Genomic DNA, 25,826 nt, shown 5'->3' with positions numbered 1-25,826 from the left:
ATTCGAACATCGCTGCCTCGGCAAGGAGTCCAAATGCCTGCAATTGAAATGGAACGTCGCCAGGTCGTCATCATCGGCGCAGGGCCGTCCGGCGCCATCGCCGCCGCGCTGCTCAAGCGCAAGGGCCACGATGTGCTGATCATCGAACGCCAGCATTTCCCCCGGTTCTCCATCGGCGAGAGCCTGCTGTCCCATTGCCTGGACTTCGTCGAAGAGGCCGGCATGCTCGACGCGGTGAATGCCGCGGGTTTCCAGCGCAAGAACGGGGCGGCTTTCGCCTGGGGCGAGCGCTACAGCGCCTTCGATTTCGGCGACACCTTCAGCGAAGGCAAGCCCACTACGTTCCAAGTACAACGCGCCGACTTCGACAAGCTGCTGGCCGACCAAGCCGCATTGCAAGGGGTGGAGATCCGCTATGGCGAAACCATCGCCAGGGTCGATTTCAACCTCGTCAAACCGCAGCTGTGCGTGCAGCGCGAGGACGGCAGCGAGTACTGGATCGAGGCCGATTTCGTCCTCGACGCCAGTGGCTACGGTCGAGTCCTGCCGCGCTTGCTGGACCTCGAGGCGCCGTCGAATTTCCCGGTGCGCCAGGCGGTATTCACCCATGTCGAGGACCGCATCGATGCGCCGGCCTTCGACCGGGAGAAAATCCTCATCACCACCCACCCGACCCAACGCGACATCTGGTTCTGGACCATTCCGTTCAGTGGCGGGCGCTGCTCGGTTGGCGTGGTCGCGGCGGCGGAACATTTTGCCGGCCGCACCGACGACCTCGACGCCTGCCTGCGGGGTTTCATCGATGAGACCCCAAGTCTCGCCCAGGTGCTGGACAACGCCGTGTGGGACACCCCGGCACGGACCATCGGCGGCTACTCGGCCAATGTCAAAACCCTGCATGGCCCCGGTTTCGCCCTGCTGGGCAACGCCGCGGAATTCCTCGACCCGGTGTTTTCCTCCGGCGTGACCATCGCCATGCGTTCGGCAAGCATGGCGGCTGACGTATTGCATCGTCAGTTGCAAGGTGAAAGCGTGGACTGGCAAAGCGAGTTCGCCGACCCGCTCAAGCGCGGTGTCGATACCTTCCGCTGCTACGTCGAGGGCTGGTACGCCGGCACCTTCCAGGACGTGATCTTCTATACCGAAGGTTCTTCCGACATCCGCCGCATGATCAGCTCGATCCTGGCCGGTTATGCCTGGGATCAACGCAACCCGTTCGTCAGCGAACCCAAGCGTCGCCTGCGCATGCTCTCGGAAATCTGTGCGAGCCCGGCCCATGAGTGAGATGAACTACCTGAGCGACAACTACGTCGAAGAAACCCGCTTCGGCTTCTGGTTCCTGCGCAGCCACACCTGGCAGCATCATGTGCTGCGCGTGGCGATCAATGACCTGCGCAGCCTGTTCAGCACACCCTTGCCGGCCGCCCCGGTGCTGCTGGATGCCGGTTGCGGCCAGGGCAAGTCGTTCCAGTACCTGCGCCAGGTGTTCGCACCACAACGGCTGATCGGCGTCGATGCCGATCCCCACAGCCTGGCGCTGAGCGCCGAAGAAGCGGCCCGCCAGGGCATGGCCGTGGAACTGATCGGCAGCGACTGCGCAACCCTGGCGGTACCGGATGCCAGCGTCGACCTGTTGTTCTGTCACCAGACCTTCCATCATCTGGTGGAACAGGAAAAGGCCCTGGCCGAGTTCTATCGCGTGCTCAAGCCCGGCGGCTATCTGATGTTCGCCGAATCCACCGAGGCCTACATCGACACCTGGGTCATCCGCTGGCTGTTCCGCCATCCCATGCACGTACAGAAAAGTGCCGCGCAGTACCTGGAGATGATTCGCCAGCAAGGGTTCCAATTCGAAGCCGGCAACGTGTCCTATCCCTACCTATGGTGGAGTCGCGCCAAGGACTTCGGCCTGCTGGAGCGTTTTGGCCTGCGCCGCCCCCGGCCGTTCGGCGAGCGGGAGGAAACCCTGGTCAACGTCGTGGCCCGCAAGCCCGCCGAAGGGGTTGGCACATGATTCGTACCTGTCTCGGCGGCCTGCTGATCGGCTGCCTGTTGCTGCTCGGTGCCTGCGCCAGCCACGCGCCACTGCCCGAGCGCACGCCCACCCTGGCGCTGCCGCTGCAATTGCACATCGAGCGACAACTGGCCGGGCAACGCCAGGACTGGTTGCTGGTGATCCAGCGCGAAGACGCCGGCATTCGCTGGTCGATGATGGATCCGCTGGGTATTCCCCTGGCCCGTCAGCGCCTGATCGACGGCCAGTGGCAAGCCGACGGTCTGCTGCCACCCAACGCCGAAGCCCGGGAGCTGTTCGCCGCGCTGCTGTTCGCCCTGACCCCTGGAAGCGAGCTGGCCGGCAATTACCCGACCGCCCGGCAACAGGCTGCGCAACGAACCCTGGATTCCCGCTGGCAGGTGCGCTACAAGCAGCCGCTGGATTTTCAACTGAACCTGCCCCAAGGTCCTCACTACCGCATCACATCGTTGACCGAGAGCGCGCCATGACCGCCTATTTGAATGCCCTCGGGGTGATCTGTGCCCTGGGCCGCGATAAACATGAAGTGGCGCGCAACCTGTTCGCCGGCGATTGCTCGGGCCTGCGTGTCGAAGCCGGGTGGGTGGCCGAGCGTGCCTTGCCGGTGGCCTCGGTGACGGGCGCATTGGCACCCATCCCCGATACCCTCGCCGCCCATGGCAGCCGCAACAATCAGTTGCTGCTGGAAGCCGGGTTGCAGATCCGTGCCGAGATCGACCGGGCCATCCAGGCCTATGGTCGTGCGCGCATCGGCATTGTCCTGGGCACCAGCACCTCGGGGATCGACGAGGCCAGTCAGGGAATCGCCCATTACCTGCGCGAACAGCGCTTCCCGGACGGTTACGACTACCAGCAGCAGGAACTCAGCGCACCGGCCAATTTTCTCTCCGACTGGCTCGGCCTGAGCGGTCCGTCCTATGTGATCTCCACCGCCTGCACCTCCAGCGCCCGCGCCTTGATGAGTGCCCGGCGCCTGCTCGACCTGGGCCTGTGCGATGCGGTGCTCTGTGGCGGGGTGGACAGTCTGTGCAAGCTGACCCTCAACGGTTTTTCGGCGCTGGAAGCGGTATCGAGCGAACGCTGCAATCCGTTTTCGGTGAACCGCAGCGGCATCAACATCGGCGAGGCGGCCGTGCTGTTTCTCATGAGCAAGACGCCAGGCAATGGAACGCCGATTGCCTTGCTCGGTGATGGCGCCAGTTCCGATGCCCATCATATTTCCGCCCCGGAGCCCAGCGGCCGCGGTGCTCGCCAGGCCATGGAAAAAGCCTTGCGTTGCGCGAGCCTCGAGGCCAGTCAGATCGACTACCTGAACCTGCACGGCACCGCCACGCAACACAACGACGCCATGGAAAGCCATGCGGTGGCCGGCCTGTTTCCCCACGGGGTACCCTGTTCCTCCACCAAACCCATGACGGGCCACACCCTGGGCGCGGCCGGAGCGTTGGAAGCGGCCTTCTGCTGGTTGAGCCTGAGCGCGGAAAACCCCGACGGGGCGCTGCCGCCTCAGGTCTGGGACGGCCAGGCCGATCCCGAACTGCCGGCCCTGGCCTGGACCCGCGCCGACAGCCGCCTGAACCCGACCGCCCCCCGTCGCCTGATGAGCAATTCGTTTGCCTTCGGCGGCAACAACGTCAGCCTGATTATCGGAGATGCCCCATGATTGACTGGCCACTCGCCGAACTGCTGCCCCACGCAGGCGACATGATCCTCATCGACCGCGTCGTGGCCTTCGATGACGAACAGATCCACACCCAGGCCACCGTCCAACCCGGTGGCCTGTTCAACCGCGACGACGGTGGCCTGCCGGCCTGGGTCGGCATCGAACTGATGGCCCAGAGCGTCGCCGCGTTTGCCGGTTGCCATGCGCGTCGACGCGGCGACGCCGTTGAACTGGGCTTCCTGCTCGGCACCCGCAAGTTCGAATGCAACGTCGATAGTTTTCCTGTCGGCACCGAGCTGGACATCCGTGGCGTGCGCTCGCTGGAAGACGACAACGGCATGGGTGTATTCGAGTGCCATATCGAAGCGCCCGGCATCCATGCCACGGCACGGCTGAACGTGTTCCGTCCGCCCCAATCCGCCCACTACCTCCATGAACCGTCCGCAACAGGAAACCAGCCATGACTGAATCCGTACTGGTCACCGGCTCCAGCCGTGGCATCGGCCGCGCCATCGCCCTGCGCCTGGCCCAGGCCGGGCATGACATCGTGCTGCACTGCCGCAGCGGTCGTGCCGAAGCCGACGCCGTCCAGGCCGAGATCCAGGCCCTCGGTCGCCAGGCCCGGGTCCTGCAATTCGACGTGTCCGACCGTGCCGCCTGCAAAGCCGTTCTCGAGGCCGACGTCGAAACCCACGGCGCTTACTATGGCGTGGTGCTCAACGCAGGCCTGACCCGCGACGGTGCGTTCCCCGCGCTGAGCGAAGAGGACTGGGACACGGTGATGCGCACCAACCTCGACGGTTTCTACAACGTGCTGCATCCGGTGATGATGCCGATGATCCGTCGTCGCGCCGCCGGACGGATCGTCTGCATCACCTCGGTCTCGGGGTTGATCGGCAACCGCGGCCAGGTCAACTACAGTGCATCGAAGGCCGGGCTGATCGGTGCGGCCAAGGCGTTGGCAATCGAGCTCGGCAAGCGCAAGATCACCGTCAATTGCGTCGCGCCAGGGCTGATCGACACCGCCATGCTCGATGAAAACGTCCCCGTGGAAGAACTGATGAAAATGATTCCCGCCCAGCGCATGGGCACGCCGGAAGAAGTGGCCGGCGCGGTGAACTTCCTGATGTCCGCCGAAGCCGGCTACATCACCCGGCAGGTCCTGGCCGTCAATGGAGGCTTGTGCTGATGAAGCGCGTCGTCGTCACCGGCATGGCCGGCATCACCTCCGTGGGCAGCGATTGGGCGACCATCGCCGCCAACTTCGCCGCCAACCGCAGCGGCATCCGGCGCATGGACGAGTGGGACCGTTTCACTGAACTGAACACCCGTCTGGCCGGCCCCATCGACGATTTCCAGGTCCCGGCGCACTGGACGCGCAAGCAACTGCGCAGCATGGGCCGGGTCTCGCGGCTGGCGGTGAGCGCGGCGGAACAGGCCCTGGCCGACGCCGGCCTGTTGGGCGACGAGTCGATCAAGGACGGGCGCATGGGCGTATCCTGCGGCTCGTCCACCGGTAGCACCGACGAGGTCAAGGCGTTCGGCAACATGCTGCTCAACAGCGTGGCCGAAGGCCTGAACGCCAACTCCTATGTGCGGATGATGCCGCATACCACGGCGGCCAATATCAGCATTTTCTTCGGGCTTACCGGACGGATGATTCCCACCTCCAGTGCCTGCACCAGTGGCAGCCATGGCATCGGCTATGCCTACGAGGCGATCAAGTTCGGGCGCCTGCCATTGATGATTGCCGGCGGCGCGGAAGAACTGTGCCCGACCGAAGCGATGGTCTTCGATGCGCTCTACGCCACCAGCCTGAAGAACGATGCGCCGCAAACCAGCCCACGCCCTTACGACAAAGACCGCGATGGTCTGGTGATCGGTGAAGGCGCCGGCATACTGGTGCTTGAAGAACTGGAACATGCCCTGGCCCGCGGCGCGCGAATCCACGCCGAAATCGTCGGCTTCGGCAGCAACGCCGACGGCCAGCATGCCACCCGTCCCGAGCAGGTCACGATGCGCCGGGCCATGGAGCTGGCCCTGGAAGATGCGGGCCTCGAACCCTCCGCCATCGGCTACGTCAACGGGCACGGCACCGCCACCGAACAGGGCGACATTGCCGAAACCCTGGCCACCAGCAGCCTGTTCGGTGAACGCATGCCCATCAGTTCGCAGAAAAGCTTCCTGGGCCACACCTTGGGCGCCTGCGGGGCATTGGAGTCCTGGTTCAGCATCGAGATGATGAATCGCGACCGGTATGTGCATACCTGCAATCTCGACGAAGTCGACCCTCAATGCGGCCAGCTCGATTACCTGCGCAACGAGTTCCGGTCGATGAGCAACGAGTATGTGATGAATAACAACTTCGCCTTTGGCGGGGTCAACACTTCGTTGATCTTCCGCCGCTGGCACTGACTCCCATTCCCTCTGGTCAAGGAGACCATGATGTCGCTGAAGAAAATCGCCGTTACCGCCGCCCTGTTGCTCAGCACCCTGCCGACCCTCAGCCAGGCCCGTGATACCGCGCTGTACCTGCCTTTCGACAAAGTCGTCGCCGAAGCCATCCGCACCGGCAAAATCGATGGCAGCGTGAAGTTCTACCTGGCGGGCAACAAGCCCGCCGGCAACGTCACCGTCATCAGTCCTGGTGCGGTGACCAACAAGAAAACCAACGCCTTCAACAAGTCCGACGAAGTGGCCTGCGAGTGGGTGCTGCAATCGGCGCTGATCAGCCTGCACCAGGCGGCCAAGAATGCCGGCGCCAACGCCGTGACCAACATCGTCAGCTTCTACAAGAGCAACGAGCGCAAGGACGCTACAACCTATGAATGCCATGCCGGCGCGATCATGGCTGGGGTTGCATTGAAAGGGGACCTGTCGAAGGTGCAGTGAGCCTTCAGGCATTGATGTAGCCTGGTCTGCCGTCATCGCGAGCAGGCTCGCTCCCACAAGGGTTTCTGTGCCCGGCGCAGATGTTTGGTTCACTGAAAATCCACTGTGGGAGCGAGCCTGCTCGCGAAGGCGGTATGCCAGACAACATTTTTGTCGACTGGTACGCCGCCTTCGCGAGCAAGCCCGCTCCCACAGAGATTGATGCCAATCCTCCTACCCCGCCCGACACCGCCACGTGCGGTATCTATCTACCACCCGGTCATCCCCTTTCTTCAATAGGTTGTTCTTCCGAAAACGTCTCAGGAAGAGCACATGTTGGAAAACACCCCCTCACGGACTGATAGCCCGCCAACCCCGAGTACCCCGCTGATAAACCTGCTGGAAACCTCGCAGCAACAGATGATCCGCCTGAACGGTGCCTTTCCACGTGCCTCCGGGGTGCTGGAGGAGTATCTGGATGACTGGTTCAGCAGAACCTTCCCCGCCCTGCCTGGCAACGTCACCGCCAAGGAAATATTCGTGTGCAGGCGAAAGGAAAAGGGCCGGACCACGACCCGCCTCGGCACGCTTTTCTGGCGGGCGATTGCGGGTAAGTTGAATGTCCGTGAGTTCTTCGACGAACCAGACAACATTGACCTCGTCATTCATCAGAATGACGCCACGGACATGCCAACTGCCCTGAACAGCAGTGACGCCAAGCAAGAACTCAAGCAGCTGCTGAGCATCACGCCGGGCTCGTGCAAACAACTGTTGACCCAGGCATTGGACGATTTCTGGGCCGGAGCCACCGATTTCAGGCAGGGCCGTAGCGTCAGCACCTGGCTGGCCGCAGAATTGGCCCTACAACTCAAGGCCCAGGCGGACCTCCACAAGCTGGACGGCACGCTGCGCCCGTCGATGCACAAGGCCTTGGTGGAGCGCGTCTTGTTGGCGCCAGACGCGGCGTCTCGTGGGCAACTCCCGCAGTACCAGCGGCCCGGCGTGCATAGCCTGAGCGTGATCCCGCAAGGGTGGTCCGTCAGCGTGCCGGTACCGATGGCCGTGGTGCTGACGCAACACGATAGCCCCAGCGAGTCAGGCGGTGCGGTGCTGTACCGTCCGGGCGAACCGCTGCGCATCCACGAGGACCTGGCGGCGCTCAAGGCCAGCCTGCAGGAAGACGGCGACCCTGGAGACGAGATTGAAACGACACCGATTGCCGAGCACTTCCTGGCCCGCTTGGTCACCGAACTGCGGACGGTGCAAAGGAACGCCGTCGGCAGCGTTTTTCTCAACGGCCCCGCAGAAGCGGAGGAAATCGACGCCTGGATGGGCCGGCTGGATACGATGGTGGAATTGGGCAATCGACTGGATCTGGCTGCGGCCATGGATGAGCGTGAGCTGCGGCTGAGCCTGAAAAAGCTCGATAACTGGTTGCACGCCAATCCCCACGTCACCGGTAGCGACCGTCTGGCGTGGTGGCAGGCGACCCATGCGGTGCAGACCACCCTGGTGGAAGCGGTTCCTGCGCCCGACCCCGTGACGCTGGCGACCCCGGATGCCCTGCATGCCCGGACCCGCACCTTGTTGGCCGGTGTCATCCGCGAGAAATACCCACCGGTCGACCCTGAAGACGTGTCATTGACTATCAGGAAGCAGGTGATCGATCCCCATGCCCCCACCGGCGGTTCGCCGTTTGGCTCCGGGATATCCCAAGGCAGCGTGAGGGGAGTCATCGATGACCGCCGTTCCCTGACGGAGTGGGCGATGTCCAACCTGACGCTTGATGAACGCAATGCCCCACGGCCCACCGTAGAAGGGCCGCTGAGTTTTGCGCAGATTGTAGAGATCCTCGAAAGGGCCAACGTCGGCGCCCGGCTGCCGACCGAGCTGCAAATCGTAGCCCGACAAACGCAGGCGCACTGGATGGTCCTGAAAGCACAGCAGATGCGAGCCCAGGTCTGGGCAGCGCACATCTCCGGCGACCTGCGGCACGACCGTGACAATACCGGACTGAAACTGGTACTGGCGGCGCTGGACAGCCCCACGGCGGCAGGCCGCGGCAAGGTTGGTGGGCATGAGGTGGTGGTCCATCAACTGCACTGGGGCAATAGCGTACTGAAAGAAATACTGGCATTTGGGGTCAAGGCCCTCGCGAGCCGCCCCTCGCTGACGCTGTACACGCCGGGCGCGCCGGACGGCAAGACGTTCCGCGACGTGGATGCGACCAGCAGCCGGACCTTGGAAACCACCCTGGTACAGACCCTGACGGCCACGCCGGAGATGACCCGCTGGCTCATCTCGCAGTTGCCGTTACTGGAACAGGCTGAGCAGTTTGCGAGCCTGGTACCGCTGTCGGAAGATCTGACATTCGAGCAGAAGATCAAGAAAGTCGCGCAGTCCGTCTTCGCGTGGGTGAAGGATCGGGCTCAGAACGATTTCGCCAGGAAGATCGCTTCGCCCGCGGTTGAAGCGAACCTGCTCCAGGTGCTGCATGAAACCCAGATAACCCACGCGATCAAAACCACAGAAATGTTGACGGTGAGCAATGCCGAGCGCGACAGCGCTGCCGCGCAGGAGGGGCGCCGAAACGGGGTCATGCTGTTGACCGGCGCCATGTCGATGTTCCCGGTAGGACGGCTGGGCGGCCTGTTGGGTCGTGCGATCCTGCCGACAGTGGCGGGCGGTGCTGCGGTGTCGGCGGTAGATGATGAAAATGGCAGCCTTCGCCAGTGGACTTCTGACTTCATCAGCGGGTTGGGAGAGGTCATGGCCGAGGCCGGACAGGATTTGATCATGGCCCGCGCGGGACGCCGCCGGCACCAGGTACGCCCGACGCTTTCCTCCATCCCCCGCATGCCGGATCCGGAGCTGGAGCCCTATCGTCTCAAAGGGTTTGACGGACATGGATTGACAGCCGAGGGACGCCACCGCTACCGCGACGCAAGCGGACAGGGCTACCTGAAGCTGGGGAAGGGTTACTACAAAACGGCGGTCCAGGCAGGCGAGCAAATCATTTACTCACCGAACAATCGCACGGACCAGCGGACAGTCACTTGGGGAAATGACGGCTGGCGCGTTGAAGAGCGGTATCGGTTACGCGGAGGTGGTGCGCTCCAGAGTCTGTTCGACCGGTCCTCGGAAACCCCGCAACAACGAACCTGCAATGCGTTGGTGGAGGGCGTGCTGGTCATGAATCGCTACCCTTCCCTCGAAGCAGTCAGCACCGCCAGGGACATTTTCCAGTCCATGCCTGAAGCATTGGCCGAGCGCCTTCTTCGCGAGAGCATGGCGGATATAGGTGCACTCGACATAAACCGCTACCACGCCCAAATACTCGATTGGACTCAGGGGCGAGGCAACCTGTCCAGGCGCAAAGCCTTCCAGCAGGAATTATTAGACAAGATGAACACGTGGAGCATCGTCGTCCTTAGCAGTAAGGACATCGAAGCAAATGTATTCAACGTTACTCTGAACGACATTCAGAAAATAAAAATCTACGACACGATACTGTCACACAGGAGCATGTTCTTTACCGAAGAGCGGATTCGGGTCAATACAACGATCATCACGGATAACATCACCGGCGCCATATTCATGGCCTTCACCTCCAAAGGAAGCAGGAAGAAGGTGGCCATGGACAAGATCGCGCAAGGCACCCGGGAAATGCTCAATGCCGTGGAGGCCAAGCTGGCTGCCAAGGCACAGGCGCTATTCCCGGGTAATGAGCCAGAAGCAAAGGCCGCCCGGGAAAAATACCTGGCCTCGGACGAATGCTATGACGAGTTGACGGCTGCTCTTCGGGAGGAGAAGCAGCGCAGGCACAAGCCCGGGCTGCTGACGGAGATCAGAAACAATCGAGTGCCCTACATCATCGCCAACAAAGGCCGGACCCAACGCAACGTCATGCTGCTCACCGGCGAAGACATCACGAACTTTAGCCGAACTTTGGCCAACTACGAACCGTTCGATATCGAGATCGTGACCCAGGCTCGAACCCACAAAGTGGAAGGTACGCCGTCCACCGTTACCCCCCCGGCTCTACCCAGCCCATCGCCGGCATCGGACAAATTCACCGTTACCACCAGCTCATTGGCCGAAACCCAGATGTCCTACGCCAGCTTCTCAGAGGCAGCTAAAACCAGGGTCCGAGTCATTACGAAAGATATTCGCGCGGGAAGGATAACCACCAAGAAGATCAACCGATATTACTGGTACACCATGGCCCAACTGACCCGGGCGGTGGCAAAGGCGCATGGCGCGCCGCGTTTGAACGCGAGGGCGATAACTGGATACTACGAGGGTTCTACGACTACCACGCCAATGGCCCTGCGACGGTTTGGGAAGGCTAGGCTCGGTGTGAAAAGTCTTGAGACGAAGGTCAGGCGCCGAAAGGCGTAATGCCAGTCAGTTAAGGATCAAAACGGCACAGACCCTGTGGGAGCAAAGCTTGCTCGCGATTGCGACAGATCAGTCAACATTGTTGCCGACTGACTTACCGCAATCGCGAGCAAGCTTTGCTCCCACAGGGTTGTGGCTTAACTGATCCGCATTAGCCGAAAGGCGCCCTTCTTCAAGCCGTCCTTCCAGAATTGGAAATACCCGTATTTTTAGCCAATAACTCCACAAACGCCTTCGCCATCGGCGAACGCTGGTCCTTACGCTGCACCAACCACACCGCCGACACCGCCGCCGGGTCGAGCAATGGCCGGTAGACCACGCCATCGACCCGGATCCGCTGGTAGGACGCCGGCAATACCGAGACGCCCAGCCCCGCCGCCACCAGGCCGATGATGGTCATGGCTTCGCCGGCTTCCTGGGCGAAGTGGGGGCTGAAGCCGGCGTCGCGGGCCAGGCTCAGCAGTTGTGCATAAAGGCCGCTGCCGTAGCTGCGGGGGAAGAACACGAAGGGTTCCTGGGCCAGGGCCGAGAGAAACAATCCCTCGTCACTGTTCTGGGCCAGCGGGTGCTTGGCACTGAGCACCGCCACCAGCGGTTCGCGGCTGAGTTCGATTTCGCTCAAGGCGTCGGGCAGCGGCAGGGGTCGCATGATGCCGATCTCGATCGTTTCGTCCAGCAACGCGTCGGCCACCTGGGTACTGCTCATTTCCCGCAGGTTCAAGTGCACGGCCGGGAACCGTTGGCGAAACGAAAAAATCGCCTGGGGAATGGTGGAGTTGAACGGCGCCGAAGAGGTGAAACCGATCTTCAGCTCACCCAGCTCCCCCTGCTGGGCACGACGAGCCACGTCGGCGGCCTTGTCAACCTGGGCCAGTACCCGCCGCGCCTCTTCGAGGAACAGCCGCCCGGCTTCGCTCAACTCGACCCGACGATTGGTGCGTTCGAACAGCCGCGCGCCGATCTCCTGCTCCAGCGCCTGGATCTGCTGGCTCAGGGGCGGCTGGGAGATCCCCAATGCCAGCGCGGCGCGGCCGAAATGCAGCTCTTCGGCCACGGCGATGAAGTAACGAAGGTGACGCAATTCCATGGACAATCCAATAGGTCGTAGAACGTCTTAAACAGGTCGAACAATATATTGGATAGAAACATTAGCCGGCTATATGCTTTTTTCATTGCTTGCCCTGATCGTGCCCTGCGAGGTCCATCGTGAAAACTGCTGTCGCGCCACTGGCCCATGAAATACCACCCCGCGTGCAGGACGACGTCACTGAACTGCAGGACATCTACATCGAGAAAGGCACGCCGTTGTTCATGCGCACGGTCCTGGCGCTGTTCTGCGGTGGCTTTGCAACCTTCGCCCTGCTGTACTGCGTGCAGCCGATGATGCCGTTGTTATCCAGGGAGTTTTCCGTCAACGCGGCGCAAAGCAGCCTGATCCTCTCGGTGGCGACCGGCCTGCTCGCCGTCGGCCTGTTGATCACCGGGCCGATTTCCGATCGCATCGGCCGCAAGTCGGTGATGGTCACCGCGTTGTTCGCCGCCGCACTGTGCACGGTGGCCAGCGCCATGATGCCGACCTGGCATGGCGTGCTTCTGCTCCGGGCCTTGGTGGGGCTGTCGTTGAGCGGATTGGCCGCCGTCGCGATGACCTACCTGAGTGAAGAGATCCATCCCAGGCACATCGGCCTGGCGATGGGGCTGTACATCGCTGGCAACGCCATCGGTGGCATGTGCGGGCGCCTGATCACCGGCGTGCTGATCGATTTTGTCAGCTGGCACACCGCGATGCTGGTGATTGGCGGCCTCGCCCTGATCGCCGCGGCGGTGTTCTGGAGGATCCTGCCCGAGTCACGCAACTTCCGCCCACGCTCGTTGCACCCACGCAGCTTGCTGGACGGCTTCACCCGGCACTTTCGTGATGCTGGCTTGCCGTTGCTGTTTCTCGAAGCCTTCGTGCTGATGGGCGCCTTCGTAACGCTGTTCAACTACATCGGCTACCGTCTGCTGGCCGAGCCTTATCATCTGGACCAGGCTTTCGTTGGACTGTTGTCGGTGGTGTACCTGTCGGGCATCTACAGCTCTGCCAAAGTCGGCGCACTGGCGGACAAGCTTGGCCGACGCAAGATGCTCTGGGCCACCATTGCCTTGATGCTGGCCGGTCTCGCCCTGACCATGGCGACGCCCCTGGCGCTGGTGATCCCGGGCATGCTGGTCTTCACGTTCGGCTTCTTCGGCGCCCACTCGGTCGCCAGCAGCTGGATCGGCCGCCGTGCCCTCACCGCCAAGGGACAGGCATCCTCGCTTTATCTGTTCAGCTATTACGCCGGCTCGAGCGTGGCCGGCACCGCCGGCGGCGTGGCGTGGCACCTGGGTGGGTGGAACGGTGTCGGCCTGTTCATTGGCGTGTTGCTGCTGGTGGCGTTGTCGGTGGCGGTAAAACTGGCGAAATTACCGGTGTTGCCTGGAAACATGCCGGTCTGAACACCTCCTGTGGGAGCAAAGCTTGCTCGCGATTACGGTAAGTCAGCCAACAACAATGTCGGCTGATCTGCCCCATCGCGAGCAAGCTTAGCTCCCACAGGGTTTGCGCCGTTTGATTTTTAACTGACTGGCATCAGGCACATGTCCAGCCAGTCACTGACGCAACACCACCCGTGCCTCCAGTTGCTGCTGGTGGCGTTGTCGGTGGCGGTAAAGCTGGCGAAGTTGCCGGTGTTGCCTGGAAACATGCCGGTCTGAGCCCCCGTGGCGAGGGGATTTATCCCCGTTCGAGTGCGCAGCGCTCGCCGTCGATCTGATCTATTCACAGCTCTTGGGGCCGCTTCGCAGCCCAGCGGGGATAAATCCCCTCGCCACAGGTCCCGGTTTTGACCATGGATATGACGGACACATGTCCAGCCAATCACTGACGCAACATCACCCGCGCTTCCAGTTGCTGCTGGTGGCGTTGGGGGTGGCGGTAAAACTGGCGAAGTTGTCGGTGTTGCCCGGAAACATGCCGGTCTGAGCCCCCTGTGGCGAGGGGATTTATCCCCGTTCGAGTGCGCAGCGCTCGCCGTCGATCCGATCTATTCACAGCTCTTGGGGCCGCTTCGCAGCCCAGCGGGGATAAATCCCCTCGCCACGGGTCCCGGGTTTGACCATGGATATGATGGACACATGTCCAGCCAATCACTGACGCAACACCACCCGTGCCTCCAGTTGCTGCTGGTGGCGTTGTCGGTGGCGGTAAACTGGCGAAGTTGCCGGTGTTGCCCGGAAACATGCCGGTCTGAGCCCCCGTGGCGAGGGGATTTATCCCCGTTCGAGTGCGCAGCGCTCGCCGTCAATCGGATCTATTACAGCTCTTGGGGCCGCTTCGCAGCCCAGCGGGGATAAATCCCCTCGCCACTGGTCTCGGTTTTGACCATGGATATGATGGACACATGTCCAGCCAATCACTGACGCAACACCACCCGCGCTTCCAGTTGCTGCTGGTGGCGTTGCCGGTGTTGCCCGGAAACAGGCCGGTCTGAGCCCCCTGTGGCGAGGGGATTTATCCCCGTTCGAGTGCGCAGCGCTCGCCGTCAATCTGATCTATTCACAGCTCTTGGGGCCGCTTCGCAGCCCAGCGGGGATAAATCCCCTCGCCACAGGTCTCGGTTTTGACCATGGATATGATGGACACATGTCCAGCCAGTCACTGACGCAACACCACCCGCGCTTCCAGTTGCTGCTGGTGGCGTTGTCGGTGGCGGTAAACTGGCGAAGTTGCCGGTGTTGCCCGGAAACATGCCGGTCTGAGCCCCCTGTGGCGAGGGGATTTATCCCCGTTCGAGTGCGCAGCGCTCGCCGTCGATCTGATCTATTCACAGCTCTTGGGGCCGCTTCGCAGCCCAGCGGGGATAAATCCCCTCGCCACGGGTCTCGGTTTTGACCATGGATATGATGGACACATGTCCAGCCAATCACTGACGCAACATCACCCGCGCTTCCAACACGCCATCGCGCGCTTCCAAGGCCAACGATCGCACGGCCGCGCCGTCCCGCTCGTGACGATCCAACCAATTGAGCAGCGAATTGGCATCGCCGGTGACGGTGAGCCGAAACGAATCGCCCTCGATCTCCATTTCGGCGATGTCCAAGCCCGCCGTTGTCGCACTGTCGTTGACTCGTACCGACAACGGGCGCAGTGCGGCGCTGGTGTCCCGGTCGGGCTCGGCGCGCTGGATCCGTGCGGTCAGTTGTGCCTGTTGGCGATATTGTCGCTCGGCGATCTCCAGGCGTTGGCGGGTGGGTTGCCAGATCGAGGTATAACCCACGACCACCAGGGTCAGCCCGGCGAGGCCCAGCAATAACCGTTGCTCGCGGCAGGACATGCTTTCCCAGACCTGCTTCAGGCGTGTCCATCCACTGAGGCTCATCAACTGTCCTCCAGGGTAAGGGTCGCCTGTACCCGGTTGTTCTGCTTGCTGGCGCTGCCCAAGGTGACGGGCAGGCCGTTTTGCTGTCCGCGCTCACGCAGCTGTTCAAGCTCGATGAAGTTGCTGGCCATCAGTTGGATTTTCCAGCCTTCGTGCTCTCGGAACTCGATCTGCTGCACCTCGACAGGACTGGCGCCAATCACTTGTTCCGTCAGGCGGACCAGCCGACCGACCTGGGTGAGTTGGTGTTGACCGCGACGCTGCTGCAATGCCTGGAACTGCGCCGCCAGATCAACAAGGTGATCCTGCCCGGGATACAGCGACCTGAATTGCTGCTCGGCTTGCGCATGCAGACGGCGGGTTTCGTTGTGCAGAAAACCGATGCGGGCTTCATCGAACGCCCAGGCAAGCAGGAACATCCCCAGCGCGGCCGTCGCCACACCGCGCCAGGGCAGACGCTGACGACGCCGTCGGAACTCGCCTTGCAACAGGTTGATGGGATGTCCCTCGGTACTCAGTAGCCACTCGTCGATGCCCGGGCGGTCGGTGGCCTCGTCCAGCCAGTGGATGTCCCCGGGCAGGCTCGGTTTGAGTGTTGCCAAGGTTTGGGCCGACAGCGCCATCCGCGCCGGCAACGCCCCGCCCAACAGCCAGCGACCGAACCAGCGCACCCCGAAAGCCTTGTCCTCGGCGATCAGTTCGGCATCGACATGTATCGCCCGGACATCGATGTCATGATCGTCGAGCAGCGCCAGTAGCGCCTGGAGTCGGGCCCGCTGGATCACCAGCAGCGGATAGCACTGTTGACGATCCCGTAGACCGATGCCGATGTGCAGCGCTTCGAGGTTCTCGCTCAACTGCTCTTCGATGGCGAATGCCAGGGCCTGGGGTCGGGGCTGGCGTCGAGAGGGCCAGGGATCGCTACGCATCCAGCTGCACATTTCCATCGGCAACAGCACATCGACCACCCGCCCGTGCAACTCGCGAGCGGCTTCGTGCAACGGCAGACAATGGCGTTCACCCGAGGGCGACCACACGCAACAACGCCAATTGGCACAAGGGGCGCCCGCGCCTTCGGCGGTCAGGTAAAGCCAGGTTTTCATCAAGGAAGCTCACTGGGGCTGAGGGGTAAGAAACGGCGCTGGCGAACACTCCAGTGCCCGGTCACGGGATCACGCTCGATGTCCGAGGCCAGGCGCAGGTGGCGGTCCGCTTGAGTCACGCTCACGGTGATCCGGAACCAGCGGCTGCTCACCCCCAGGCCATGGCTGCTCAGGCCCAGGCCGGACAACAACGGGTCGCCGGTGAAGGCCTGGACACTGGCGTAGGGGGAGTCGGAGCGTCGCTCGATCACGGCGTTTGCAGCGCCGGCGTCCATGTCGTCCAGGGCCATCAGGACACGCTGCGGTGCGGTATTGATATTCAGCCGCGCGTCCACGGGTAGCACTGCCACCCAGGGTTCCAGGCGTTGCAGGGTCTGACCGTCGATGCCGGGCAACAGACGCAGCTGACTCAACTCCTGAACAGCTCCGACCTGGGGCAACGACAGCGCCGGTAAATCCAGCAGGGTGAGCAACCGGGCCCACCGTCCCAAGGTCACTTGATCGATCTGCCCACGGGTCAACAACGGATTGAGGTTCAGACGCCCGGACAGGTCTTCGATATCAACCTCGATCCCGGCGTCGTCCAGCGTCAGGGCAGACGCCAGCCGGGCCCAGTCCTGGCTCAGGTCAATGGACCCGGCCTGATTGTCCACGCTGCCTTCCAATACGGCGCGCGCCCAGGCTTCAGCGGCCAGGCCCAGTTGGCGCAACTGGACCTGTTGCAGTTGCTGCGCGCTGCTGTGCAGCAACAGGCGATGGCTGCGCAGCATTCCACCGACCAGCAGCAACGCCAGGCTCAGCACCAGCAGCACACTGATCAATGCCACTCCGCGTTGATGCGTCATGGCAGCGCTCCCGGCAACAGCAGCACCCGACGGATCCGTTCGAAGCGCCCCGCCGACACGATGAGTTCCAATGCCAGCGGCCAGCCGTCGTCCGCGGTTTCGCCTTGCCAACCCTGCTGCGGGTCAAACAGGCGCCAGCTCAAACTGCGGACATCATCGAGCAGTTTCTGCCGCTGCAGGGTGGCCGTTCCCTCGCCAAAGCTATCGCGCCACAACGCTGCGCCTTCGAGCCGATAGCTCACCGTCTGCCGTTCGCTGCGGGGCTGGTCCAGTGGATTGCGCCAATGGCTGCGCTGCAATTGCAGGCGCCCCGGGGCGAGTACGACAGACCCGGCCACGGCCTGCCAGGCATCGCGCTCGATCACGCCCACGGCGCGCTGCAAGGCCCTGATTTCCCGCTCATGCTGACCGGCCCCTTGCTGGGTACGTACGACAGCGTCGAACAGACGCCAACCGGCGAGGCCGAGCAGCGCAAAGAGGGCGATGGCGATAACCAATTCCAGCAAGGTGAACCCCGACTGCCTATTCATGACGGTTGCGGATCCACCCGGTCATTCGGTGTACGACGGATGCGCTGCCAGCGCGGCCGACCTGGATCTCGACGTGAAGCAGACGGGGGTCGCGGGCCGGGGCGATACGCTGTTGCAGGGTCCAGTCGCGACGATCCATAGACCGGGTCAGGTGCTGTCGGCCCGGCGCAGTGGCGGCTTGCAGGCGCAGCTCGCTCAACTGGTTGTCGGCCAGCCAGGCACCGAACAGGCGGTCCTCGAGCGCGACACTTTGCCTGAGCACGAACTGGCTGGCCGACAGCGCCGCCGCTGCCACCGTGGCAAAAATCGACAGGGCGATCATGACCTCCAGCAAGGTAAATCCCTGGCAGGCGGCCGGTCGGCGAAACTCACTCATCAATCGACGGCTCCGCCAGGCCATCGCTCGACACCCGCGCAATACGCTGGCCGGCGATTTTCACCAGCAACCTGAACGGGCTGATCTCATCGCTGCTGAGCATCAGCAATTGCGGTGTGCCTGGCGTGTCGTCGAGGACCCAGGCATGACCGTCCTGCTCCAGCCCCAGCGTCATGCCTTCAGGTAACCGGTGCATGGGCGCCACGGCGGTCCACCCCCGGGGGCCGAGTCGCAACGCCTGATAGCCGCGAGGCTGTACCCGCACACCGTATTCCAGCCCATCCAGCACCGCTCGCTCGCGCAACCGCTGCACCACACGGATGAAGTCCTGTGCCTGCTGCCTCGCCTCACGCGCCGGGCTTGGCCCGATGGCGAGGCTGACCATGCCTGCCAATACCCCGATCAGGACAATGACGACCATCAGTTCAAGCAACGTGAAGCCCCAGCAGCGCCGGCCCATGCTCATTCGACCCAGTTGCCGATATCGGCCGCCACGCCCTCACCGCCCGGCTCGCCATCGGCACCCAGCGAGTACAGGTCGTAGCTGCCATCGGCAGCCTTGAGGCCAGGGTGGAGATATTGATAGGGCGTGCCCCAGGGATCGATCGGCAGGCTTTTCAGATAGCCCTTGGGGTTCCAGTTTCTTGCCACTGGCGTGCCGGACGGACGTTTGCTCAGTGCCTCGAGGCCCTGTCGGGTCGACGGGTAATGGAAATTGTCGAGCCGGTACATTTCCAGCGCGGTGGCAATCGCCTGGATATCGGTGCGGGCCGCCGTGACCTTGGCTTGATCGGGCCGGCTCATGAACTGCGGCACCACCATGGCGCCCAGCACGCCGATGATGACCACTACCACCATGATTTCGATCAGCGTAAAGCCGCGTTGCAGGCGTGCGGGCCGGTAGTTTTGAAGTTTCATCGATCAATTCACCAATTGGTTGAGGCTCAAGATAGGCAGGAGAATGGCCATGACGATCAGCAACACAACGCTGCCCATCACCACCAACATGGCCGGTTCGAAAAGGCTCACCACCAGCGCGATCCGCGCCGCGAGGCTGGCCTCCTGTTGTTCGGCGGCACGGGCCAGCATGCGATCCAGCTCGCCGACCCGTTCACCACTGGCGATCATGTGCAGCATCAGCGGTGGAATATCGCCGCCCAGTTCCAGGCCTCGGGTCAGGGTCCCGCCCTCGCGCACCGAACGGGCAACGTCGGCCATGCGGGCGCGGATGGTCAGGTTGCCGATGACCTGTGCGGCGATGTGCAAAGCCTCGACCAGGGGCACGGCGCTCTGGCTCAGGATCGCCAGGGTGCTGGCGAATCGGGCGGCTTCCATCGCCCGCAACACGTCGCCCAACAGCGGCAGCCTGAGCAGCAGGCGATGCCAGCGCAGGCGCCACACCGCCTGGCGCAGACTCCAGCGCCACAGCCCGAACATCCCGGCCAGGGCTACCAGCATCAGCGCCCCATAGCGGCGCACCCCATCGCTCAGCGCGATCAGCGCCTGGGTGAGCCAAGGCAACGGCTGGCCACTGTCGATGAAAATCCTCACCACATCCGGCACCACATAGCCCAGCAGAAACGCGACAATCGCAACGCAGGCCAGCAGCAGAATCAGCGGGTACACCAGCGCCAATTGAATACGCTGGCGAGACGCCTGACGTGCCTGGGTGTAAGTCGCCAGTTGCTCCAGCACCTGGCCCAGGTGACCGGATTGTTCGCCCGCCGCGACGGTGGCGCAGAACAGTTCGGGGAACGCCTGGGGGAACGCTTTCAGTGCCGTGGCCAATGCGTGGCCTTCCATGACCCGCGTGCGCACCGCCGACAACAAGTGGACGACGCGACGCTTCTGGCTCTGTTGCGCCACGGCTCGCAGGGATTCTTCAAGAGGTAACCCGGCCTGGATCAGCGTCGAGAGCTGCAACGTCAACAACGCCAGGTCGGCCGGGCTCAGGCGTCCCCCGGCAAAGCGGGCGCCCAGGCTGGCTTGCGCCTCGCCCTCGCGCAATTCCCAGGGCAGCAACCCGCGCTCGCGCAATAACCGACGGGCATGACGGGCGCTGTCGGCGTCCACCCGTCCCTTGCGGCGCCGGCCCTGGGTGTCTTCGGCCCGATAGTCGAAAGTCGGCATCGCGCTAATCCTCCTGGGTGATGCGCAGCAGTTCATCGACACTGGTCAGGCCTTCCAGGACCCGCTGGCGTCCGTCCTGAAACAGACTGCGGGAGGTCTTGCGTGCCTCGAACGCCAGCGCCTGTTCGGTAGCCCCCTGATGAATCAGCTGCGACAACGGACTGCTGACACTGATCAGCTCATAGATGCCGAAACGCCCCCGGTAACCTGCCTGGCATTCATCGCAGCCCCGGGCCCTGAACAGCCGAGGCCCGGCGTCGGCGTCGAGCCCGAGGCGCCGACAGGTGGCGGCGTCGGCGACATAGGCGGTCTTGCAGGACGGACACAGGGCCCGCAACAACCGTTGGGCGACGATGCCGGCCAGGGACGAGGCCAGCAGATAGGCATCCACGCCCATGTCCACCAGACGCGTGATCGCGCCGACGGCGCTGTTGGTGTGCAGGGTCGACAGCACCAGGTGACCGGTCAGGGAGGCCTGGACTGCGATTTCCGCCGTCTCGCGGTCACGGATCTCGCCCACCATCACCACGTCCGGGTCCTGGCGCAAAATGGCTCGCAAGCCACGGGCGAAGGTCATGTCGACCTTCGGGTTGACCGGCATCTGGCCGATGCCCGGCAGGTGATATTCGATCGGGTCTTCGACGGTGAGGATGTTGCGGCTCTGGTGGTTGAGGCTGCTGAGCGCCGCGTACAGGCTGGTGGTTTTCCCCGAGCCCGTGGGCCCGGTCACCAACACGATACCGTGGGGTTTGGCGAGCAACCGAAGCAGGCTCGCCAGGGTATCGTCCGGCAGGCCCAGGCGTGGCAGTTCCAGGCGCCCGGCCTGCTTGTCGAGCAGGCGCAACACCACGCGCTCGCCATGGGCCGACGGTAAGGTCGAGACCCGTACATCGACCTCATGCCCGGCCAGCCGCAACGCCATCCGGCCGTCTTGAGGGACTCGCTTTTCAGCGATATCCAGGTGCGCCATGACCTTGATCCGCGATACCAGCAGGCTGGCCAGCTCCCGGCGCGGACGGAGCATTTCTCGCAGCTGGCCGTCGACTCGCATGCGGACCGACAGGTATTGCTCGTACGTTTCCAGGTGCACGTCCGACGCCTGTTCGCGGACCGCTTCGCTGAGCAGCGCGTTGATCAAGCGGATAATCGGCGCATCGCCCTGCTGCTCCAGCAAATCGGCGGTCTGCGGCAGCTGATCGGCCAGGCTGAGCAAGTCCAGTTCCTCGTCCAGCCCCTGGGCCACCTGTTCGGCAGCGCTCTGGCCCTGGCGATAGACACAGGCCAGACGCGTGGCGAATTGCGCGGGCTCCAGCACCTGGATCGGCAGTTCCCGGCCGCATAGCCGGCGAACCTCGGCCAGTGCAGTCAGCGGCGCGTCGCAACGCATCACCAGGCTCACGGCAGCCCCTTCGCCGTCCAGCAGCACGCCGTGGCGCCGGGCAAAGCCGAAGGGTAGCGGGGCCTGGGACTCGCTCACAGGTCACCCCGACTCTGCGGCAACGGATCTGCCGACGAAGCCTCCCTGGAGGACTCGAACAACTGGCGAGCGTCGCGGGGCAGCAACAGCGAATTATTCTGTCGCGAGCCCGGCTTGCTCAGCTCCCGGAGCGCGTCGTAGCGCTGGCGACTGACATCCGCCAGGTCTTCCTTGCCACGCACGATAGTGGGCCGCAGGAACACCATCAGGTTGCTTTTGGTCTGGGTGTCGCGGGTCCAGCGAAACAGGGCACCCAGGTACGGAATGCCGCGCAACAACGGCACGCCGCTTTCCTGGGAGCGGACATCGTCGCGGATCAGGCCGCCGATCACGATGATTTCGCCATCGTCCGCCAGGATCGTGCTCTTCAGGGCCCGCTTGTTGGTGATCAGGTCCGAGGAGTCCACGCCGGCAACAGACGGGGCAATGTCCGAAACTTCCTGCTGGACCTCCAGGCGCAGGGAGGAACCTTGATTGATGTAGGGCTTGATCTTGAGACTGATGCCGACGTCCTTGCGCTCCACCGTGGTAAAGGGATTGTCCGCACCGCTGCCGTTGGTGGCGTAGGAGCCGGTCTTGAACGGCACGTTCTTGCCGACAATGATCTCCGCTTCCTGGTTATCCAGGGTCAGCAGGCTGGGCGTGGACAGCAGGTTGCTGCGGGTATTGCTCGCCAGCGCCGATATCAGTGCACTGAAGCGATCGCCCCCCAACCGCAGGAGCACGCCATCGACGTCCTTGGGGTTCAGCTCGCCGAGGATCGGAGTGTTGGTCCCCGAAAAACTGATGACCCCCGTCGCGCTGCCACTGTTGATCCCCCACTGCACTCCCAGCGCTTCGGCAATGTCTCCGGAAATTTCAACGATGGCGGCGTGGATGAGCACCTGGGCCCGGGGTTGGTCCAGCTCCCGGACGATATTCTCGATGGTGCGGACCTGGGCCGGTTCGGCGATCAACACCAGGGCATTCTGGCTTTCGTCGGCCTTGATCATGAACGGGTTGGCGCCAGCGCTTTCCCGCAGGCCGGCCTGAGCCGGTACGGCCTTCTTGTCTTGCCCGACGCCTTCCAGCACCGCGGCCAGTTGCTTGGCGTCGCTGTGGCGCAAGCGGATGACCCGTGCAGTGTCCTCGACCGCAGAGGCCGGAACGTCCAGGGTCCGGGCCAGCCCGGCCAGGCGTTGACGCACCCGAGGCGCGCCGATGATCACCAGGCGATTGCCGCGCGCGTCGGCGATCACCGAGCCTGCGGTGTCGGCCTCGCGCTTACTGCCGGAAGCGTCCAGGATCGACGCAACATCCCCGGCCCTGGCATGACGCAACTGCACCACCTCATGATTGCGGTTGCGCCCCGAGTCCAGCTGCTGCGCGACCCGGGTGATGCGCTGCACATTGGCGGCCGTGTCGGTCACCACCAGCGCGTTGGAGGAAACCGAGGGCCCGATGTAGCCAGCGCCCGATACCAGAGGGCGAATCAGTCCGGCAACGTCGGCCGCAACGCTCGACTGCAAGTCGATGACCCGGGTGACGAACTGCGAGGGCGCCGGGTCCTTCGTGTTGTCGGCACCGGCCCGGGTCCTTCCATCGGTAACCGGGGTGATCAGGATCCGCTCGCCTTCATCGATCACGGTGAAGTTGTGGGCATCGAGCACCGAATAGAACAACCGACGCACGCCTTCGCGATCCAACGCTTCGCGGGACATGACGGAGATGCGTCCCGACACCCTCGGATCGAGCACCACGGTCTTGTCCAGGATCGCGGACATTTCTTCGACCACGTCGCGCAATTCGGCATTGTTCATCGCCAGCTGCCAACGTGCCTCCTCGGCCCGCGCCACGTCGGCAAACACCAGCGGACAGGACACGGCAAGGCAGAGCAACACGTGGGAGACACGGCTGCGGATAACGCTGTTCATGAATTCGATCACTCTGAATGCCCGGCCACCGGGCGTATGTATTGCGAGGAATGAGCCGTTGCAGGGCGCTCATCTTCAGGGCTCAACCGGCGCAACCAGGGCTTTGCCTCTTGTTGCAGGGCCAGGCGTTCTTCACGCCCGTTGCGCCACAACGTCACATGATCGGCCTCCACCCGGCGCAGCACGCTGCCACTGGGCAAGCGCTCGCCCACCCGGTAGATGCGCGCGCCCGCGGTGTCAGCCAGCAATGCCCGCGACAAGTCGTGGGTGACGACAAAACTGGCTTGCAAGGTCATCGGCTCGGCACTGGGCAAGTGCGCGCCCGCAGGCGCGAGGCCGAGCACGGTAGCCACGGCTTGGACGTTGGGCGAGCGCTCAACCGCAACGACCGGCGATTCGCCAACCACCGGCACTTCACGACCCAACGCTTGGCGAAAACGCCATTCCTGCCCGGCCAGGAATACGCCATGCAACAGCGGCACGAGCCACAATGCGTGTCGTGCGAAGAAATAACTTGAATACATCACGCACTCTCGCTTGAAGGCTTAAGGCAACCCGTGCGGATTGCCTGAAACCATTCCTGTCAGGACTTACAGCTTGTCCCAGGCGCTTTGCCAGGAAGCACCGACACCGGGCTCGAAGCCGTTCGCCGTCGGGCTGTACTGCTTGCAGTAACCGGACGCGGGGAACGGTTTGCACTCGAAGACCTCGTTGGTCTTGGGCTGCAGCACCTTCGTACCGGCGGTGTACTCTCCGAGACTTTCAGGGAACACGAAATCGTATTCGACGTCTGCGCCTTCACCGGTCAGGGTGACACTGCGAGTCTCCTGGCGCGTGGTCCGCCCGTCCTCGGTGGTGCCTACCAGCGTCAGGGTGTGGGCACCCGGGGCACTGCGCACGTCCATGCTCAGCCCGGTGTTGCCTTCACCCGCGGATTGGCTCACGACCCCGACCGGCTTGTTCTTCTCATCGAGCAACGTGGCTTCCAGGTTCATCCGGCGATTTGTCTGCGCCGCGAACGTCATGTTGACGCGCCCCTTGTCGAGTACATATTCCGGCTGCAAGGACGCAATCGTCATGCTGGCGCCAGCGTCTTCCTGCATGTCCAGTTGCACTTCATACCGGCTCACACCGCTTTCTTTCTGGGCGTACAGGTTGTTGGTGCCGCGGACCGGAGTGATATTGCCTTCATCGTCGCGAATACCTGCACGAATCAGCGGATGGGCCTGGTTGATGGCTTCGGCCAGTTTGAACGACCAGTTTTCAGGCCTGCCCTCCTCGGCGGAGTCGATGCCGATCGTCACGCTGTAGGAAGGATTTTCGCCGGTGGCGGAGAACGCTCGCGCCTTGACCCTGTCGCCAACCAGCAGTGGGGTCGACGATGCAATGCTGCCCACCGGCGACCAGCCCCCCGGCAGCGCGGCTTCAGCGAGGATGTTCACGTCCGCCGGGTCGTAGAAGGCATTGTCGGTGTCACCCACCGTCCAGACCGCCAGGATCACATGATGTCCCGACTTGCTGTCGGGTATGACGCAGTTGTGCCGGGCACCCGGTTTCGGGGTCTGGTTGCCGCCATCCACCGTGCAGAACGGCGTACTGTCGAACGCGGCACGCTTGAGCCCTTCGTTCGGGTTCCAGCCATCGCGGGTAATGAAATACTCATGCCGGGTCGCCGGGTGCACGGCGGTGTATTGCCACTGGAAGGCAATATTGCGGTCGCGGATCTCGGTTTGATGCCAGCGCGTGGCCGACTGCGCATCAAGGGCGGAAAACAGCGGATGACCACCGCTGGCAATTTTTCCGTCGATGGGCCCTTGCAGGGGCGCCCCGCCTGCTCCGTTGGGGAAACCCTTGAAGGTTTCACCCGTGCTCTGGGGTTCGTATTGCGCGCCGCCGCAGTTCTTGTTTTCACCTTTCTGGCACAACAGCGCACGCGAGGGCGGTACTTCCAGGAAACCATGGGCAAGCGCGCCCTGGGACACTATCAAGGTCGACAAGAGAACCAGGGAGGAAGCACATCCCGTCAATACCGTGCTCTTGTTGAAGTTGTTTCTCATATAAGTTCCAGGCTAGTCATTC

General features: G+C 63.1%; 23 protein-coding genes. 10 read left to right on the top strand and 13 right to left on the bottom strand.

Annotation, left to right across the window (positions count from 1 at the left end; genetic code table 11):
- The first annotated feature begins 33 nt into the window (after positions 1-33).
- From LOY35_RS02240 to LOY35_RS02200, 9 genes are all read left to right on the top strand, one after another.
- A complete protein-coding gene (locus LOY35_RS02240; RefSeq protein ID WP_258630218.1) occupies positions 34-1,284 on the top strand; it encodes an NAD(P)/FAD-dependent oxidoreductase in 1,251 nt (416 codons plus the stop codon).
- A 1-nt stretch (position 1,285) separates the two neighbouring features.
- The gene (locus LOY35_RS02235; RefSeq protein WP_258633446.1) at positions 1,286-2,014 is read left to right on the top strand and encodes a class I SAM-dependent methyltransferase; all 729 of its coding nucleotides are present in this window, start codon (positions 1,286-1,288) and stop codon (positions 2,012-2,014) included.
- Positions 2,011-2,505 (top strand): DUF3261 domain-containing protein, encoded by a 495-nt coding sequence (locus LOY35_RS02230; RefSeq protein WP_258630216.1) that lies wholly within the window; start codon positions 2,011-2,013, stop codon positions 2,503-2,505. Before LOY35_RS02235 ends, LOY35_RS02230 begins: the two co-directional genes overlap by 4 nt.
- Positions 2,502-3,698, top strand: coding sequence for a beta-ketoacyl-[acyl-carrier-protein] synthase family protein (locus LOY35_RS02225; RefSeq protein WP_258630215.1), 1,197 nt, complete (start codon positions 2,502-2,504; stop codon positions 3,696-3,698). The genes LOY35_RS02230 and LOY35_RS02225 overlap by 4 nt, the downstream gene beginning before the upstream one ends.
- Positions 3,695-4,162, top strand: a complete 468-nt coding sequence (locus tag LOY35_RS02220; protein ID WP_258630214.1) for a hotdog family protein — start codon at positions 3,695-3,697, stop codon at positions 4,160-4,162. Before LOY35_RS02225 ends, LOY35_RS02220 begins: the two co-directional genes overlap by 4 nt.
- Positions 4,159-4,887: a 3-oxoacyl-ACP reductase FabG gene (fabG, locus tag LOY35_RS02215; protein WP_258630210.1), complete on the top strand. Its 729-nt coding sequence runs from the start codon at positions 4,159-4,161 to the stop codon at positions 4,885-4,887. Before LOY35_RS02220 ends, fabG begins: the two co-directional genes overlap by 4 nt.
- Entirely contained in the window at positions 4,887-6,113 is a 1,227-nt protein-coding gene (locus tag LOY35_RS02210) for a beta-ketoacyl-ACP synthase (protein ID WP_258630207.1), read from the top strand. Before fabG ends, LOY35_RS02210 begins: the two co-directional genes overlap by 1 nt.
- A gap of 30 nt (positions 6,114-6,143) precedes the next feature.
- Entirely contained in the window at positions 6,144-6,590 is a 447-nt protein-coding gene (locus LOY35_RS02205) for an excinuclease (protein WP_258630204.1), read from the top strand.
- 312 nt (positions 6,591-6,902) lie between these two features.
- The gene (locus LOY35_RS02200) at positions 6,903-10,970 is read left to right on the top strand and encodes a dermonecrotic toxin domain-containing protein (protein WP_258630199.1); all 4,068 of its coding nucleotides are present in this window, start codon (positions 6,903-6,905) and stop codon (positions 10,968-10,970) included.
- 172 nt (positions 10,971-11,142) lie between these two features.
- On the opposite strand, the gene LOY35_RS02195 is transcribed toward LOY35_RS02200, so the two are convergent.
- The gene (locus LOY35_RS02195; protein WP_258630194.1) at positions 11,143-12,057 is read right to left on the bottom strand and encodes a LysR family transcriptional regulator; all 915 of its coding nucleotides are present in this window, start codon (positions 12,055-12,057) and stop codon (positions 11,143-11,145) included.
- A 224-nt stretch (positions 12,058-12,281) separates the two neighbouring features.
- Between LOY35_RS02195 and LOY35_RS02190 the strand changes: the two genes are divergently transcribed.
- Positions 12,282-13,451, top strand: coding sequence for an MFS transporter (locus LOY35_RS02190; protein ID WP_408981238.1), 1,170 nt, complete (start codon positions 12,282-12,284; stop codon positions 13,449-13,451).
- A gap of 1,466 nt (positions 13,452-14,917) precedes the next feature.
- Here the strand turns inward: LOY35_RS02190 and LOY35_RS02185 are convergent.
- The 12 genes from LOY35_RS02185 to gbpA all read right to left on the bottom strand — a co-directional run bounded on the left by LOY35_RS02185 (position 14,918) and on the right by gbpA (position 25,804).
- Complete coding sequence (locus LOY35_RS02185) at positions 14,918-15,373, bottom strand: type II secretion system protein M (RefSeq protein WP_258630187.1); 456 nt, start codon at positions 15,371-15,373, stop codon at positions 14,918-14,920.
- A complete protein-coding gene (gspL, locus tag LOY35_RS02180) occupies positions 15,373-16,476 on the bottom strand; it encodes a type II secretion system protein GspL (protein ID WP_258630185.1) in 1,104 nt (367 codons plus the stop codon). Before gspL ends, LOY35_RS02185 begins: the two co-directional genes overlap by 1 nt.
- Positions 16,476-17,321, bottom strand: coding sequence for a type II secretion system protein GspK (locus LOY35_RS02175; protein ID WP_258630181.1), 846 nt, complete (start codon positions 17,319-17,321; stop codon positions 16,476-16,478). Before LOY35_RS02175 ends, gspL begins: the two co-directional genes overlap by 1 nt.
- Positions 17,318-17,851, bottom strand: a complete 534-nt coding sequence (locus tag LOY35_RS02170) for a type II secretion system protein GspJ (RefSeq protein WP_258630176.1) — start codon at positions 17,849-17,851, stop codon at positions 17,318-17,320. The genes LOY35_RS02175 and LOY35_RS02170 overlap by 4 nt, the downstream gene beginning before the upstream one ends.
- Entirely contained in the window at positions 17,844-18,227 is a 384-nt protein-coding gene (gene gspI, locus LOY35_RS02165; RefSeq protein ID WP_258630175.1) for a type II secretion system minor pseudopilin GspI, read from the bottom strand. The genes LOY35_RS02170 and gspI overlap by 8 nt, the downstream gene beginning before the upstream one ends.
- Complete coding sequence (gene gspH, locus LOY35_RS02160) at positions 18,220-18,687, bottom strand: type II secretion system minor pseudopilin GspH (protein ID WP_258630174.1); 468 nt, start codon at positions 18,685-18,687, stop codon at positions 18,220-18,222. Before gspH ends, gspI begins: the two co-directional genes overlap by 8 nt.
- Positions 18,688-18,689: 2 nt before the next feature.
- On the bottom strand, positions 18,690-19,145 hold the full coding sequence (gene gspG / locus LOY35_RS02155; protein WP_258630173.1) for a type II secretion system major pseudopilin GspG: 456 nt from the start codon (positions 19,143-19,145) through the stop codon (positions 18,690-18,692).
- A gap of 3 nt (positions 19,146-19,148) precedes the next feature.
- Positions 19,149-20,357, bottom strand: coding sequence for a type II secretion system inner membrane protein GspF (gene gspF / locus LOY35_RS02150; protein WP_258630172.1), 1,209 nt, complete (start codon positions 20,355-20,357; stop codon positions 19,149-19,151).
- Positions 20,358-20,361: 4 nt separating this feature from the next.
- The gene (gene gspE, locus LOY35_RS02145) at positions 20,362-21,834 is read right to left on the bottom strand and encodes a type II secretion system ATPase GspE (RefSeq protein WP_258630171.1); all 1,473 of its coding nucleotides are present in this window, start codon (positions 21,832-21,834) and stop codon (positions 20,362-20,364) included.
- Positions 21,831-23,747 (bottom strand): type II secretion system secretin GspD, encoded by a 1,917-nt coding sequence (gspD, locus tag LOY35_RS02140; RefSeq protein ID WP_258630170.1) that lies wholly within the window; start codon positions 23,745-23,747, stop codon positions 21,831-21,833. Before gspD ends, gspE begins: the two co-directional genes overlap by 4 nt.
- 8 nt (positions 23,748-23,755) lie before the next feature.
- The gene (locus LOY35_RS02135; RefSeq protein ID WP_258630168.1) at positions 23,756-24,271 is read right to left on the bottom strand and encodes a type II secretion system protein N; all 516 of its coding nucleotides are present in this window, start codon (positions 24,269-24,271) and stop codon (positions 23,756-23,758) included.
- Positions 24,272-24,337: 66 nt separating this feature from the next.
- Positions 24,338-25,804, bottom strand: coding sequence for an N-acetylglucosamine-binding protein GbpA (gbpA, locus tag LOY35_RS02130; protein WP_258630167.1), 1,467 nt, complete (start codon positions 25,802-25,804; stop codon positions 24,338-24,340).
- Positions 25,805-25,826: the final 22 nt, after the last annotated feature.

The organism is Pseudomonas sp. B21-028 (assembly GCF_024749045.1).
GTDB lineage: Bacteria > Pseudomonadota > Gammaproteobacteria > Pseudomonadales > Pseudomonadaceae > Aquipseudomonas.
Note: the sequence above shows the minus strand (reverse complement) of the source record. Positions and strands in the feature narration are given on the sequence as shown.